General features: G+C 68.5%; 17 protein-coding genes. 8 read left to right on the top strand and 9 right to left on the bottom strand.

Translation table 11 applies throughout. From position 1 onward, the window contains the following. Positions 1–116 precede the first annotated feature (116 nt). The 3 genes from LJF27_RS15890 to osaR form a co-directional block, all read right to left on the bottom strand. On the bottom strand, positions 117–665 hold the full coding sequence (locus tag LJF27_RS15890; RefSeq protein WP_023117267.1) for an RNA 2'-phosphotransferase: 549 nt from the start codon (positions 663–665) through the stop codon (positions 117–119). A 38-nt stretch (positions 666–703) separates the two neighbouring features. Beyond that, the gene (locus LJF27_RS15895; protein ID WP_003083593.1) at positions 704–1,210 is read right to left on the bottom strand and encodes a DUF1993 domain-containing protein; all 507 of its coding nucleotides are present in this window, start codon (positions 1,208–1,210) and stop codon (positions 704–706) included. A gap of 65 nt (positions 1,211–1,275) precedes the next feature. Next, positions 1,276–2,196, bottom strand: a complete 921-nt coding sequence (gene osaR, locus LJF27_RS15900; RefSeq protein WP_023117266.1) for an oxidative stress response transcriptional regulator OsaR — start codon at positions 2,194–2,196, stop codon at positions 1,276–1,278. A gap of 107 nt (positions 2,197–2,303) precedes the next feature. Here osaR and LJF27_RS15905 point away from each other — a divergent pair, with 107 nt between their 5' ends. The 4 genes from LJF27_RS15905 (at position 2,304) to LJF27_RS15920 (ending at position 4,841) form a co-directional block, all read left to right on the top strand. Then, on the top strand, positions 2,304–3,191 hold the full coding sequence (locus tag LJF27_RS15905; protein WP_003083599.1) for an MBL fold metallo-hydrolase: 888 nt from the start codon (positions 2,304–2,306) through the stop codon (positions 3,189–3,191). A 62-nt stretch (positions 3,192–3,253) separates the two neighbouring features. Next, positions 3,254–3,958, top strand: a complete 705-nt coding sequence (dsbM, locus tag LJF27_RS15910; protein WP_012613434.1) for a disulfide reductase DsbM — start codon at positions 3,254–3,256, stop codon at positions 3,956–3,958. 83 nt (positions 3,959–4,041) lie between these two features. Next, positions 4,042–4,497: an OsmC family protein gene (locus tag LJF27_RS15915; RefSeq protein WP_003118563.1), complete on the top strand. Its 456-nt coding sequence runs from the start codon at positions 4,042–4,044 to the stop codon at positions 4,495–4,497. 110 nt (positions 4,498–4,607) lie between these two features. Further along, positions 4,608–4,841 (top strand): DUF1161 domain-containing protein, encoded by a 234-nt coding sequence (locus LJF27_RS15920; protein ID WP_023117265.1) that lies wholly within the window; start codon positions 4,608–4,610, stop codon positions 4,839–4,841. A gap of 11 nt (positions 4,842–4,852) precedes the next feature. On the opposite strand, the gene LJF27_RS15925 is transcribed toward LJF27_RS15920, so the two are convergent. Together LJF27_RS15925 and LJF27_RS15930 are read right to left on the bottom strand one after the other, a co-directional pair. Next, on the bottom strand, positions 4,853–5,290 hold the full coding sequence (locus tag LJF27_RS15925; protein ID WP_003083612.1) for a hypothetical protein: 438 nt from the start codon (positions 5,288–5,290) through the stop codon (positions 4,853–4,855). Positions 5,291–5,346: 56 nt separating this feature from the next. After that, a complete protein-coding gene (locus LJF27_RS15930) occupies positions 5,347–5,763 on the bottom strand; it encodes a hypothetical protein (RefSeq protein ID WP_003083614.1) in 417 nt (138 codons plus the stop codon). A gap of 91 nt (positions 5,764–5,854) precedes the next feature. Here LJF27_RS15930 and LJF27_RS15935 point away from each other — a divergent pair, with 91 nt between their 5' ends. Beyond that, on the top strand, positions 5,855–6,982 hold the full coding sequence (locus tag LJF27_RS15935) for an aminopeptidase (protein ID WP_003118564.1): 1,128 nt from the start codon (positions 5,855–5,857) through the stop codon (positions 6,980–6,982). A gap of 7 nt (positions 6,983–6,989) precedes the next feature. Here the strand turns inward: LJF27_RS15935 and LJF27_RS15940 are convergent, their stop codons facing one another. From LJF27_RS15940 to LJF27_RS15950, 3 genes are read right to left on the bottom strand one after another with little or no spacing between them, the layout of a single operon-like run. Beyond that, positions 6,990–7,973 (bottom strand): hypothetical protein, encoded by a 984-nt coding sequence (locus LJF27_RS15940; protein WP_003114660.1) that lies wholly within the window; start codon positions 7,971–7,973, stop codon positions 6,990–6,992. A gap of 32 nt (positions 7,974–8,005) precedes the next feature. Next, positions 8,006–8,671: an HAD family hydrolase gene (locus LJF27_RS15945; protein ID WP_023117264.1), complete on the bottom strand. Its 666-nt coding sequence runs from the start codon at positions 8,669–8,671 to the stop codon at positions 8,006–8,008. Beyond that, complete coding sequence (locus LJF27_RS15950; RefSeq protein ID WP_003106612.1) at positions 8,664–9,206, bottom strand: gamma carbonic anhydrase family protein; 543 nt, start codon at positions 9,204–9,206, stop codon at positions 8,664–8,666. Before LJF27_RS15950 ends, LJF27_RS15945 begins: the two co-directional genes overlap by 8 nt. 77 nt (positions 9,207–9,283) lie before the next feature. Here LJF27_RS15950 and prlC point away from each other — a divergent pair, with 77 nt between their 5' ends. From prlC to LJF27_RS15965, 3 genes are all read left to right on the top strand, one after another. Then, on the top strand, positions 9,284–11,329 hold the full coding sequence (gene prlC, locus LJF27_RS15955) for an oligopeptidase A (protein ID WP_003083621.1): 2,046 nt from the start codon (positions 9,284–9,286) through the stop codon (positions 11,327–11,329). After that, the gene (locus LJF27_RS15960; RefSeq protein ID WP_003083624.1) at positions 11,326–11,601 is read left to right on the top strand and encodes a YheV family putative zinc ribbon protein; all 276 of its coding nucleotides are present in this window, start codon (positions 11,326–11,328) and stop codon (positions 11,599–11,601) included. The genes prlC and LJF27_RS15960 overlap by 4 nt, the downstream gene beginning before the upstream one ends. A gap of 88 nt (positions 11,602–11,689) precedes the next feature. Further along, the gene (locus tag LJF27_RS15965) at positions 11,690–12,748 is read left to right on the top strand and encodes a PA0069 family radical SAM protein (RefSeq protein ID WP_003083628.1); all 1,059 of its coding nucleotides are present in this window, start codon (positions 11,690–11,692) and stop codon (positions 12,746–12,748) included. A 229-nt stretch (positions 12,749–12,977) separates the two neighbouring features. Here LJF27_RS15965 and tagQ read toward each other — a convergent pair whose 3' ends face one another. Continuing rightward, positions 12,978–13,892 (bottom strand): type VI secretion system-associated lipoprotein TagQ, encoded by a 915-nt coding sequence (gene tagQ, locus LJF27_RS15970; protein WP_003106614.1) that lies wholly within the window; start codon positions 13,890–13,892, stop codon positions 12,978–12,980. Between the last annotated feature and the right edge of the window lie 22 nt (positions 13,893–13,914).

A 13,914-nucleotide genomic window follows, 5' to 3' on the forward strand; every position in this document is an offset into this window, starting at 1 on the left:
CAAGGAGGCGGTTGGTTCATCGCAGGCGGCGGCTTTCTCCTTTTAGCCTCGGCGCATCGGCGGATAACGCTGCGCGTTATGCGCCCTACGACTTCCCGATGAGAGGCGATGCCTTCTCAAGCCTCGCGGATGAACCGCACGGGTACCCGCTCGGTCAGCCAGGCGCCGTTCTCCGCCTGGTGGAATAGGTGCCCGGCCAGATGCATGTCGCGCGCGTCGATTTCCAGCAGAACCGGGCTGCCGTAGCGGCGGCCGACTTCCAGGGCGGTGGCGCGGCGGGCGGAGAGATGGACGTGGTGGCGGCTGCCGGGAACCAGGCCGCGCTCGCGGATGGAGTCGAGGAAGCGGCTGGCGGTGCCGTGGTAGAGCACTGCGGGCGGGACCGCGGGGGCGTAGGCGATGGCCACCGCGGCATGCGAGTGGCCTTGCACGGCGCGGATGCGCTGGCCATCGGCGGAGAGGGCGAAGCGCTTCTTGTCGTTGTTCTCGACCACCGCGCCGAGCAGCACGCGGTCGAGGGCGCGGCCGTCCCGCGCCGCGCCGGCGATCAGGGCGTCGATGTCGGCCCAGCCTTCGCCGTCCAGCGTCAGGCCGATGGCCTCGGGCTGGTGGCGAAGGACATAGCTGAGGAACTTGCTGGTGTCGTCGAGGGTTTTCCGATCCATTCCATGGTCCTTGTGCGTGCCATCCCGGCGCGGGAACCTCAGGCGCCGCCGAGGAAGTCCATCTTGCCCAGTTCGACGCCGTTGTGGCGGAGGATGGCGTAGGCGGTGGTGACGTGGAAGAAGAAGTTGGGCAGGGCGAAGCCGAAGAGGAAGTCGCGGCCGTTGAAGCTGATCTCCTGGCCGCGCACCTTGAGGGTCACGTTGCGCTCTTCGGCGCCGTCCAGTTGTTCCTCGCGGATGCCCTCGAGGAACTCGACGGTGCGGGCGATGCGTGCCTGGAGTTCGTCGAAGGTGGTTTCCGTATCCGCGTAGCTCGGCACTTCCAGCCCGGCCAGCCGCGCGCCGGCGCCCTTGGCGGCGTCGCTGGCGATCTGCACCTGGCGCGCCAGGGGGAACATGTCCGGCGCCAGCCGGGCGTCGATGAAGATGCGCGGATCGATGTTCTTCGCTTCGGCGTGGGCGGCGGCTTTCTTCAGGATCGCCGAGAGGTTGCCGAGGGTGCGCAGGAAGGTCGGGATCGAAGCCTGGTAGATCGACAGGGACATGGACGTGCTCCAGACAGGGGATAAAGGTGCGTCGAAGGCGGCGCGTCCAGCAGTCTACCCGGCTTTCACGCCAGCGCCAGGGGGCCCGCCTCGTCCCAGTGCGGATCGGCCGCCATCCGTTCGACCAGGAAGTCCAGCAGCGCCCGCAGCGCCGGCGGCATCTGCCGGCGCGAGGCGTACACCGCGTGGATGCCGAGCACCTGCGGCGACCACTCCGGCAGCAGCGCCACCAGGCGTCCGCTACGGATCAGCGGGGCTGCCGAGTACAGCGGCTGCTGGCTGATCCCGGCACCGGCGGCGGCGGCCTCCAGCAGCACGGTGGATTCGTTGGCGCTGAGACTGCCACCCACCGGCACGCTGGTCGGCTCGCCGTCGCGCTCGAACTGCCAGAGACTGCGGCCGAAGTAGGAGTAGGTCAGGCAGTTGTGCAGCGCGAGGTCCTCCGGGCGTCGCGGAGTGCCGTGGCGGCGCAGGTAGTCCGGCGCGGCGCAGATCACCGAGCGGCATTCGCCGAGGCGGCGGGCGATCAGGTTGGGGTCGAGCTGGTTGGCGATGCGCAGGGCCAGGTCGATGCGCTCCTCCACCAGGTTGACCACCTGGCTGTTGACCTGCAGGTCGATGGCGGTGCCCGGGTAGCGCTCGACGAAGGCGGTGGCGGCACGGGTCAGCCAGGCCTGGGCGAAGGACAGGCTGCTGGTGATGCGCAGAGTGCCGCGCGGGCTGTCGCGGCGGGTCTGGCCGGTGGCCTGCATGGCGTCGGCCACGGCGAGCATCTCGCGGCACTGTGGCAACAGCTCCGCGCCGGCGTCGGTCAGGCTCAGGCGGCGGGTGCTGCGGTGCAGCAGGCGTGCGCCGACCCACTCCTCCAACTCGGCGAGGTAGCGCGAGACCATCGCCCGGGACATGTCCAGACGCTCGGCGGCGGCGGTCTGGCTGCCGCTGTCGATGACTTCGACGAAGACGCGAGTGGCGGTCAGGCGGTCCATGATTCGCTCGATCCATGCAACAAAGCTGTGATTATTGCGGGGCTTTTTGCGCGCTTTCAAGCAACTAACATGGCAAGCCTCTGATCCCACTGCCTGGAGAACCGCTCATGTCGCGCCATGGATTGCTTCGTTCCCTGTTCGCCGCCGCCGCCCTGCTGGGTGCCGCCGGCGTCTTCGCCGCCAGCGCCGAACCGCTGCGGCTGGAGGTCTACAACCCCGGCGAGAAGGCGATCTTCGCCGTGTCCTCGGAACTGCTGGTGGGCCAGCGCGAGGCGATGCTGATCGACGCGCAGTTCTCCCGCGCCGACGCCGAGCAACTGGTCAAGCGTATCCAGGCCAGCGGCAAGACCCTCAGCACTATCTACATCAGCCACGGCGACCCGGACTTCTACTTCGGCCTCGACGTGCTGAAGGCCGCCTTCCCCGAGGCGAAGATCCTCGCGACGGCGCAGACCGTCGCACACATCCAGGCGACCAAGGACGCCAAGCTGGCCTACTGGGGGCCGATCCTCAAGGACAACGCGCCGACGTCGCTGGTGGTGCCGGAGCCGCTGAAGGGCGACCAGTTGAAGCTGGAAGGCCATGCCCTGAAGGTGGTCGACCTGAAGGGGCCGAGCCCGGACCGCACGGTGCTGTGGATTCCGTCGCTGAAGACGGTGGTTGGTGGCGTGCTGGTGGAATCCGGTTCGCACGTCTGGACCGCCGATACCCAGACCCAGGCCTCGCGCCAGGCCTGGGTGGCGATGCTCGACCGGATCGAGGCGCTGCAACCGCGGCGCGTGGTGCCCGGCCATTTCACCGGCGAGGAGCCGAAGGGCCTGGACGGCGTGCGCTTCACCCGTGACTACCTGAAGGCCCTGGAAGCCGAACTGCCCAAGGCCAGGGATTCCGCCGCGCTGGTCGAGGCGATGAAGCGCCGCTACCCGAACCTGCCGGGCGAGGAAGGCCTGGAGCTGAGCGCCAAGGTGCTCAAGGGCGAGATGCAGTGGCCCTGAGCCGCGCCCGCCGATAGCCGCTGATCGAGGCGTCCCCTGCGGGGCGTCTCGTGGAGACCGAGATGAACGACCTCACCCTGCATTACCTCTACGATCCGCTCTGCGGCTGGTGCTACGGCGCCTCACCGCTGCTCGCCGCCGCCCGCGAGGTGACAGGTCTGGACGTACGCCTGCATGGCGGCGGCATGATGACCGATGCCAACCGCCAGCCGGTCGGCGCCGGTCTGCGCCACTACGTGATGCCCCATGACCTGCGGATCGCCCAACTGACCGGCCAGCCGTTCGGCAAGGACTACTTCGACGGCCTGCTGCGCGACACCAGCGCGGTATTCGACTCGGCCCCGCCGACCGCCGCCGTGCTTGCCGCCGAAGCGCTCGACGGCCTCGGCGCGGCGATGCTGGCGCGGATCCAGCGTGCCCACTACGTCGAGGGCCGGCGTATCGCCGAGCGTCCGGTGCTGCTCGAGCTGGGTGCCGAACTGGGGCTTGGCGAGGGCTTCGCCGAGGCGTTCGACGCCTGCGCCGGCGAGCCGCTGCGCGCGCACTTCGCCGACAGTCGGCGGCTGATGAACCGTCTCGGCGCCGCTGGCTTCCCGACCTTCGCCCTGGAGCGCGACGGCCGCCTGCAGGTGCTCGACACCGGGCGCTACCTCGGCCAGCCGGACGACTGGCGGGCTCTCCTCGAAACGCAGCTGTGCCTTGCCGGCGGCAGCGGTGCCGTGGGCGGGGCCGCGGCGCCGCTCTGCCGCATCGACGGTTGCGCCTGAATCCCGCCGCCGCGCAAGCGGACTGAACTTGTCCGGCTGCGTCGTCCTCCCATGTAGACATGCCCGCTCGCCGACGCGAGCGGATGTCCATCCACAGCTCCGGAGGAGTCGACATGAAGAAGACGGCATCGGCGGTCTGGCAAGGCGGCCTGAAAGACGGCAAGGGCACCCTTTCCACCGAAAGCGGCGCGCTCAAGGACAACCCCTATGGCTTCAATACCCGCTTCGAGGGCGCACCGGGAACCAACCCGGAAGAGCTGATCGGCGCGGCCCACGCCGGCTGCTTCAGCATGGCCCTGTCGATGATGCTCGGTGAGGCCGGCCTGACCGCCGAACGTATCGAGACCCGCGCCGAGGTCACCCTCGACAAGCAGTCCGACGGTTTCGCCATCACTGCCGTGCACCTGGTGCTCAGGGCGCGCGTGCCGGGGGCGGACGCGCAGACCTTCGAGCAGATCGCCAACAAGGCCAAGGCCGGTTGCCCGGTATCCAAGGTGCTCAACGCGAAGATCAGCTTGGACGCCAGCCTCGACGGCTGAGCGGAACGCTTCCCCAGCCCGGCGAACTGGCCCTGGCCTGCCGCAGTCGAATGCGGCAGGATGCGCTGCGCAGCACTCGGCTGCCAGGCATCGACGAGGAGTGACGGGTCATGAAAACCATCGGGCTGGGGATTGCCGCCTTGCTGTTCAGCGCCACGGCGCTGGCCGCGCCGAAGCCGTGCGAGGAACTCAAGGCGGAGATCGAGACCAAGATCCAGTCGGCCGGGGTGACCTCCTACACCCTGGAGATCGTGCGCAACGACGAAGTCAGCGACCCGAACATGGTGGTCGGCAGTTGCGAGAACGGCACCAAGAAGATCATCTACCAGAAGAGCGACGACTGAGCCGCTGCGTTTCAGTACGGCGGGCAGCGGCTGGTCTGGAAGTTCGAACGGGCGACCACCTCGCCACGCTCGTCGCTCAGTAGCGCCAGCGCCCTGCGCAATTGCGGGCGCACCTCCAGGCGATAGCGCCGGCCCGCCTCGAAGCCGTCATAGACCACCTGCTGGTAGCAGTTGATCTGCACCGGCTCGCCGAAGCCGCCCCCCCCGCCGCCGGAACCGCCATAGAGTTCGTACTGGAAGCGCACCTCCAGCACATGGCGTCCCGGAGTGACCTGGAAGTAGCGCCCGTCGCTCAACCGCTCGCCGTCCAGGCGCTCGGCCAGCAGGGTGTTGGCCGGCGCGCTGCGCAGCTCGACCCAGGCCATCTGCGGGTCCGGCTGCGGCAGCGGTCCGGCGCAGCCGGCGAGGAGCAGCAGCGCGAGCGGGACGAGACGGGTGAGTGGACGCATGGGGCGGGCTCCGGAGGGCGTTCAGCTCCTAGCATAGCGCCCTCGCCTTGTGCCGTTCAGACCTTCGCGCAGCGTCCCTCGCGGCCGCGCGCCAGTTCCCTGTTGTCCTGGTCGTAGAGCTTCGCCCAGGGACGGAAGCCGATGTGCCCGGCCTCCAGACGGTAGCGCTGGCCGGCGCTGAAGTCCTTGAACTTGAGGTTGAGCTGGCAATCGCGCCAGAGCGGGCTGTCCACGGGGCCGATGTTGGTCGGGTCGACGGTGAACTGGTAGCGCACCGTGAGTTCGCGGGTGCCGGGATCGACCTCGAAGTAGCGCGTGCGGTCCCAGCTCTTGTCGTCGACTTCCACGGCGGCGAGATCGGCGTCGGGCTGGGTATCGAGGTCGACCCAGGCGCGGTTCGGGTCGGGGGTGGGCATCAGCAGTGAGCAGCCGCTCAGGACGAGCAGGCCACCGGCAAGCAGCAGCGTACGCATAGAAGACTCCGAAGCTCCTTTAACCCGGCCGCCATCCGTCGCGCCTTGGAAAAACGCCTTGCGTTCCTCCGCCTCGCCGGATCGCGGACCGGTGCTGGTAGGGCGGCGGGCGGTCCGCGTGCTGTGCTATGTTCCGCCCATGCCACGCCGCCTTCGCCATCCGCTTGCTGACCTTCGACTGCCCCGTTGGGTTCCCTGCCTGGCGCTGTTGGCGCTGAGCGGTTGCTCGACCGTCTCCTACTACGGGCAACTGGCCAGCGGCCAGTTCGCCCTGCTGCGCGCCCGCGAGCCGGCCGCCGCGGTGATCGCCGACCCGCAGCGCGACGCGCGCTTGCGCGAACGCCTGGCGAAGGCGGAAAAGGCCCGGCAATTCGCCAGCGAACGCCTCGGCCTGCCGGACAACCGCAGCTATCGCCTGTACGCCGATATCGGCCGGCCCTACGTGGTATGGAACGTGTTCGCCACCCCGGAGCTGTCGCTGCAGCCGGTCACACATTGCTTCCCCATCGCCGGCTGCGTGGCCTACCGCGGCTACTACAGCGAGGCCGCCGCGCGCGCCGAGGCGGCGCGCCAGCGGGCGCTCGGCGACGACGTCTACGTCGGCGGGGTGCAGGCCTACTCGACCCTCGGCTGGTTCGACGATCCGATCCTCAGCAGCATGCTGCGCTGGGACGACGAACGGCTGGCGACCTTGATCTTCCACGAACTGGCGCACCAGAAGTTCTACCTGCGCGACGACACCGCCTTCAACGAATCCTTCGCCACCTTCGTCGAACAGGAAGGTACCCGCCAGTGGCGCGAGTATCGTGGACTGCCGCCGGCGGACGGCCGCGAGGAGAAGCGCCGCGAGCAGTTCACCGCGCTGGTCCTGGCCAGTCGTGCGCGCCTCGAAGCACTTTATGCCGGGCCGTTGGACGATGCCGCCAAGCGTGCCGGCAAGGCTGCCGAATTCCAGCGCCTGCGCCGCGAGTACGCGGCGCTGAGCCAGCGCGAATGGGGTGGCGAGTCGCCGTTCAAGGCCTGGATCGACGCGCCGTTCAACAATGCCAAGCTGCTTCCCTTCGGCCTCTACGACCAATGGGTGGCGGCGTTCGCCGTGCTGTTCCGCCAGGTCGGCGGCAACTGGCCGGCGTTCTATGCGCGGGTCCGTGCCCTTGGCCAGCTCCCCCTGGCGGAGCGCCAGGCGGCGTTGCAGCGGCTGGCCGCCGCAGCGCCCTGACGCCTGCTCAGGCGGCGAGCTGGTCGGCGTAGCACCAGCGCGTGGCCAGCCGGCCGATCGGCCAGAGCAGCGCCAACAGGCCGACGCCGAGCAGCGCCACCAGCAGCGTATAGCCGATGCCAGCGGGCGCCAGGCCGAGGATCATCAGCAGCGCCAGCCCCCCGCCGACCGCCAGCAGCGCGACGCTCCAGAGCAGCATGGCGACCACCGCGAGCAGCAGCGCGCGGCCGGCGGCGAAGCGTTGCAGGCGCGCCGGCAGGCGCGTGCAGACGGCGCCGAAGAGCAGCGCCGCGGGCAGCGCCACGCCGCTCAGGTACAGGCCGTATAGCCAAGGCTCGTCGTAGCGCAGCAGGGCGTAGGGAAGGAACTGCATCAGCTTGAAACACAGCGTGGCGAAACACAGCGCGGCGCCCAGGGCGACCTGCCAGGCAGCGACGCGGGCTTCTTCCCCTTCGGCCAGGCGCGGCGAGTTCACCCGGCTGCCGAGCAGCACCAGCCCCAACGGCAGCAGGCTGCCCAGGAGCAGGTAGACCCAGCTCATCGCTTCGTTGAACGCCATCAGCCAGACGCCGTAGCTGGATTGCGCCGTCACCCACTGGTAGAACGGCAGCGTCAGCGGTGCCAGGCCGATCCCGGCGAGCATGCCGCAGACCAGGTTGAGCAGACCGTAGCCGATCAGCAGCAGCGCCAGCGGGCGGAACTCGACGAGCTGCCGCTTCTCGCGGTAGGCATGCAGCACCAGCAGGTTGGCCGCCGCGTAGAACACCAGGCCGGTGAACCAGTGCGGCGCCATCAGTTGCAGGTGCTCGGAGAAACGCTGGCGGATCTCGCCGATGTCGTTGTACCACTGGATGCCCAGGCTTACGGCGAAGGACAGGCAGGTGACCAGCGCCAGCACCGCGATGAACGCATAGGGCTGGGTGGTGGCGGGCACCTCTCTGGCCGGCGGCTGCACCGGGGCGGTGGGGGTGGCGAAGGGATTGTCGGTCATGTCAGGCGTCCTTGTCTGAAACGGAGCATGGGTCAGTGGGATTCCAACACCTGCCGCAGGGCGGCGAGGTCGGCGGAGTAATGGGTCGGCTGGTGCGCGCGCAGTTCGTCTTCGCTGCCGAAGCCGTAGCCGACGCCGATGCAGGCGACACCGTTGCGGCTGGCGCCGAGCAGGTCGTGCATGCGGTCGCCGATCATCAGGCAATGCTCCGCTGCCAGGCCTTCGCTGTCGAGCAGATGGCGGATCAGTTCGTCCTTGTGCGTGCGCGTGCCGTCCAGCTCGCTGCCGTAGATCGCCTTGAAGTGACGGTCGAAGGCGAAGTGGCGGGCGATCTCGCGGGCGAACACGCCGGGCTTGCTGGTCGCGACGTAGAGCGTGTGGCCGCGTCCGACCAGGGCTTCGAGCAGCTCGGGAATGCCGTCGAACACGCGGTTCTCGTAGAGACCGGTGACCCTGAAGCGCTCGCGGTAGTGGTTCACCGCCTCCCAGGCGCGCGCTTCGTCGAAGCCGTAGGTCTGCATGAAGCACTGCAACAGCGGGGGGCCGATGAAGTGTTCCAGGCGCGCCAGGTCCGGCTCGTCGATGCCCAGGCGGGCGAGGGCGAACTGCACCGAGCGGGTGATGCCCTCGCGTGGGTCGGTGAGGGTGCCGTCGAGATCGAAGAGGATGTTCGGGTAGCGCAGCGTGGCGTCACGCATGGTAGTCCTCGGCGATGTGCAGGTCCTTGAGCTTCACGTAGTTGCCGGCGGTGTAGGTGAAGAAGCCGCGCTCCTTGTCGCTCAGCGGACGGGCCTTCTTCGCCGGGCTGCCGACGTAGAGGAAGCCGCTCTCCAGCACCTTGCCCGGCGGCACCAGGCTGCCGGCGCCGAGGATCACTTGGTCCTCGATCACCGCGCCGTCCATGACGATCGAGCCCATCCCCACCAGCACCCGGTTGCCGATGCTGCAACCGTGCAGCAGGACCTTGTGCCCGACGGTCACTTCGTCGCCGATGCTCAGCGGAAAACCGTCCGGGTTGAAGGGGCCGGCGTGGGTGATGTGCAGCACGCTGCCGTCCTGGATGCTGCTGCGCTGGCCGATGCGGATGCGGTGCATGTCGCCGCGGATCACCACCAGCGGCCAGACCGAGCTGTCGGCGCCGATCTCGATGTCGCCGACGAGCACGGCCGAGGGATCGACGAAGACCCGCTCGCCGAGCAGTGGCGTTTTGCCCTGGTAGGAACGAATGGTCACGATAGTTTTCCTCAGGCTGCGGATGCCGCCGATTGTATTTAAGATGGTCGGGTATTTCCTTAGCCAAGGTTGCCAACGTGAGCGCGAATCCCCTTCTGCAGGCCTACGACCTGCCGCCTTTCTCCTCCATTCGCCCGGAACACGTGAAGCCGGCCATCGAGCGGATCCTCGCCGATAACCGCGCCGCCATCGCCCGCCTGCTGGAAACCCAGCGCGAGCAGCCGACCTGGAAGGGCCTGGTGCTGGCGATGGACGAACTCAACGACCGTCTGGGCGCCGCCTGGAGTCCGGTCAGCCACCTCAACGCGGTGTGCAACAGCGCCGAGCTGCGCGAGGCCTATGAGGCCTGCCTGCCGGAGCTGTCGGCCTACTCCACCGAGCTGGGGCAGAACCGCGCCCTGTTCGAGGCCTACGAGGCGCTGGCGAAGAGCCCCGAGGCGGCCGGCTTCGACGTGGCCCAGAAAACCATCCTCGAACACGCCCTGCGCGACTTCCGCCTGTCCGGCATCGACTTGCCGGCGGACAAGCAGAAGCGCTATGCCGAGGTGCAGTCGCGCCTGTCCGAGCTGGGTAGCCGTTTCTCCAACCAGCTGCTCGACGCCACCCAGGCCTGGACCAAGCATGTCACCGACGAAGCCGCGCTGGCCGGCCTGACCGATTCGGCCAAGGCCCAGATGAAGCAGGCCGCCGAGGCCAAGGGCCTGGACGGCTGGCTGATCAGCCTGGAGTTCCCCAGCTACTACGCAGTGATGACCTATGCCGATGACCGCGCCCTGCGCGAAGAGGTATACGCCGCCTACTGCACCCGCGCCTCCGACCAGGGCCCGAACGCCGGGCAGAACGACAACGGTCCGGTGATGGAAGAGATCCTCGACCTGCGCCAGGAGCTGGCCGGCCTGCTCGGCTTCGCCAACTACGCCGAGCTGTCGCTGGCGACCAAGATGGCCGAGTCCAGCGACCAGGTGCTCAGCTTCCTCCGCGACCTGGCGGTGCGCAGCAAGCCGTTCGCCGCCCGCGACCTGGAGCAGCTGCGCGCCTACGCCGCCGAGCAGGGCTGCACCGAATTGCAGAGCTGGGACGCCGGCTACTACGCCGAGAAACTCCGCGAGGCGCGCTACAGCGTGTCCCAGGAGGCGCTGCGTGCCTACTTCCCGGTGGACAAGGTGCTTTCCGGCCTGTTCGCCATCGTCGAGCGCCTCTACGGCATCCAGATCCGCGAACTGCACGATTTCGAACGCTGGCACGCCGACGTACGCCTGTTCGAGATCCTCGAGAACGGCGAGCACGTCGGCCGCTTCTACTTCGACCTCTATGCCCGCGCCAACAAGCGCGGCGGTGCCTGGATGGACGGCGCCCGCGACCGCCGGCGCGACGCCCAGGGCCGGCTGATCGACCCGGTGGCCTACCTGGTGTGCAACTTCACCCCGGCGGTGAACGGCAAGCCGGCGCTGCTGACCCACGACGAGGTCACTACCCTGTTCCACGAGTTCGGCCATGGCCTGCACCACCTGCTGACCCGCGTCGAGCATGCCGCCGCCTCCGGGATCAACGGGGTGGCCTGGGACGCCGTCGAGCTGCCCAGCCAGTTCATGGAGAACTGGTGCTGGGAACCGGAAGGCCTGGCGCTGATCTCCGCCCACTACGAGACCGGCGAGGCGCTGCCGCAGGACCTGCTGGAGAAGATGCTGGCGGCGAAGAACTTCCAGTCCGGGATGATGATGGTCCGCCAGCTGGAGTTCTCCCTCTTCGACTTCGAGCTGCACGCCACCCACGGCGACGGCCGCAGCGTGCTGCAGGTGCTCGAGGGCATCCGCGACGAAGTGGCGGTGATGCGTCCGCCGGCGTACAACCGCTTCGCCAACAGCTTCGCGCACATCTTCGCCGGCGGCTACGCGGCCGGTTACTACAGCTACAAGTGGGCCGAGGTGCTGTCCGCCGATGCCTTCTCGCGTTTCGAGGAAGAAGGCGTGTTCAACCCCGATACCGGGCGTGCCTTCCGCGAGGCGATCCTGGCCCGCGGCGGCTCCCGCGAGCCGATGCTGTTGTTCGTCGATTTCCGCGGTCGCGAGCCGTCCATCGACGCCCTGCTGCGTCACTCCGGGCTGGTCGGGGAGGCCGCATGAGCCCGGCGATCACCAGGAAGCGCTTCATCGCCGGGGCGGTCTGCCCGGCGTGCAGCGAACAGGACAAGATCCAGATGTGGGAAGAGGACGGCGTGCCGCACCGCGAATGCGTGGCCTGCGGCTACGCCGACACGCTCAACGCCCAGGGCCAGTCGATCCCGAAGGAGCTGGGTACGCGGGTCAACCAGAACGCGCCGAAGCCGGCCAACCCGAAGGTGCAGTCGGTGCAGTTCTTCCCCAATCCCAAGCTGAAGAAGAAGCCCGACGCCTGACCGCTCGCCGCCGACCGGCGGCGATGGCTGTGGGCCGGGGCCCGGTGCGATACTGTATCCATATACAGTATTTCGCCGGGTTTCCCTCATGAGCGCTCCCCTGCCCCCGCGCGGTCGCGGTACCGCCAGCAACCCCCTCAACCGCTTCGCCCCGACCCACAGCGAGGCCTTCGACGATGGCTGGGAGCAGGACGTGCCGCCGATCCAGCTCACCGAGGTGCGCGAGGAGATCGCCCGCACGGTGATCTCCCGCAACCAGTCGCCGGACCTCCCTTTCGATCGTTCGATCAATCCCTACCGTGGTTGCGAGCATGGCTGCATCTACTGCTATGCGCGGCCCAGCCATGCCTATTGGGACCTCTCGCCGGGGATCGATTTCGAGACCCGGCTGATCGCCAAGAGCAACGTCGCCAGCGCGCTGGAGCAGGAACTGAGCAAGCCCGGCTATCGCTGCGCGCCGATCAACCTGGGCGCCAATACCGACCCCTACCAGCCGCTGGAGCGCGAACGCCGCCTGACCCGCCAGGTGCTGGAGGTGCTGCTGCGCTTCCGTCACCCGCTGACCATCGTCACCAAGGGCTCGCTGATCCTTCGCGACCTCGACCTGCTGCGCGAACTGGCGGAGCAGAACCTGGTGGCGGTGATGATCAGCCTGACCACCCTCGACGACGAGCTGAAGCGCATTCTCGAACCGCGCGCGGCGGCGCCCTCGGCGCGACTGCGGGCGATCCGCACGCTCAGCGGCAACGGCATCCCGGTGGGCGTGCTCTGCTCGCCGATGATCCCGATGGTCAACGACATGGAGCTGGAGCGCCTGCTCCAGGCGGCGCGGGACGCCGGCGCGCGCAGCGCCGCGTACATGCTCCTGCGCCTGCCGCGCGAAGTCGGCCCGCTGTTCGAGGAATGGCTGGCGGCGCACTACCCGCAACGCGCCGAGCATGTGATGAGCCTGGTCCGCCAATGCCGTGGCGGCGAGGTCTACGACAGCCGCTTCGGCCACCGCTTTCGTGGCCAGGGACCGTTCGCCGACCTGCTGGCGCAGCGTTTCGCGGTGGCGATGAAGCGCCTCGGGCTGGACCGCCGCGAGGGCTTCGGGCTGGATTGCAGCCGGTTCGCCGTGCCGGGGGCGCAGATGGCGTTGTTCTAGCGTTTTCCCCGCGGTGCAGCATTTCGTATAGGGCGGAGTAGCGGCGGAGCGTGCCGGTGGCGATATCCGCCCTGCGGGAAGAACCGCTGCCGCCGGGAAGCCGGAAACGTCGGAAGCAGCCGTCCCGGCGAACGCTCGACCTTCAGGCCGGTCGGGTCAGCGCGCCAGCCCCCTCAACGAAACGGCGACCCGAAGGTCGCCGTCGCGTTCGTGCCGGTAACGAGGCCGATCAGGCCTTGGCGCAGCTCGGCGGCGCCCAGTCGCCCATGTCCGGGCTGTTGCAGACTTCCCGGATCATGCCCTGGCCCTGGGAGGCCACCTTGTTGCCTTCGCTTTGCGCGTCCTGGGCCTTGCGGATGGTCTGCTCGGTGGCGACCGCTTCCTTCGGCACCTTGGGATTGCTGCCGGTCTTGGGCTTGCTGCCGCCTTTCGTAGTGCTGGCGCGGTTCTCGGCCTCGGCGACCTTGGTCACCTCGGCGCGCGGTACGCCGACCTGCTGCAGGTCTTTCTCGTAGGCCTGGGTGTAGTTGCTGATGTTCTCGCCGGCACGGCCGTTGGCGGCGACCAGCAAGGCGTTGGTCTCCTGCAGGCCGCTGACGATCTCGGCCAGGCGCTTGCGCCCTTCGGCTTCGTTGATCGACTTGTTCTTGCGACCGTCGAGCAGAGCCTTGAACTGGCTCTGGTAGCAGCTTTGCGCCGACTTGGCGTAGGCCACGCTACGGTTGATCTCGACGGTGCTGCGGTCGACGTCGGTACCGTAGGAGCCGATGCGCGCGCGGTCATCGCTGATCTGCTTCTGCTTCTCCATGTAGTAGCCCGCCGCGCCGCCGGCCAGGGCGCCGCCTGCGGCAGCGAGGGCGGCATTGCGGCCGCGGTTCTCGTCGCTGGCCAGGCCGCCGGCCAGGCCGCCCAGGAGGCCGCCGGTAATGGCGCCGGTGATGGCCGAATTGCGCACTGCGTTATCGGTGCTGCGCAGGTGCGACACCGGCTCGTAGCAGGACGGGTAGTATTCCGCGCGGGTGGTCTGGGCGACCGAGCCGACGCCGCTGCTGGCGCAGCCGCTGAGCAGCACGCCGCTGGCGGTCAACAGGCAGAGCGCGTAGCGCGCCGAGGTGATCAAACGGTTTTCGCTGGGTTGGCTCATTGCATCTCACTCCTGGTTTGAT

Source organism: Pseudomonas sp. 203-8 (assembly GCF_020708595.1).
Classification (GTDB): Bacteria; Pseudomonadota; Gammaproteobacteria; order Pseudomonadales; family Pseudomonadaceae; genus Pseudomonas; species Pseudomonas aeruginosa.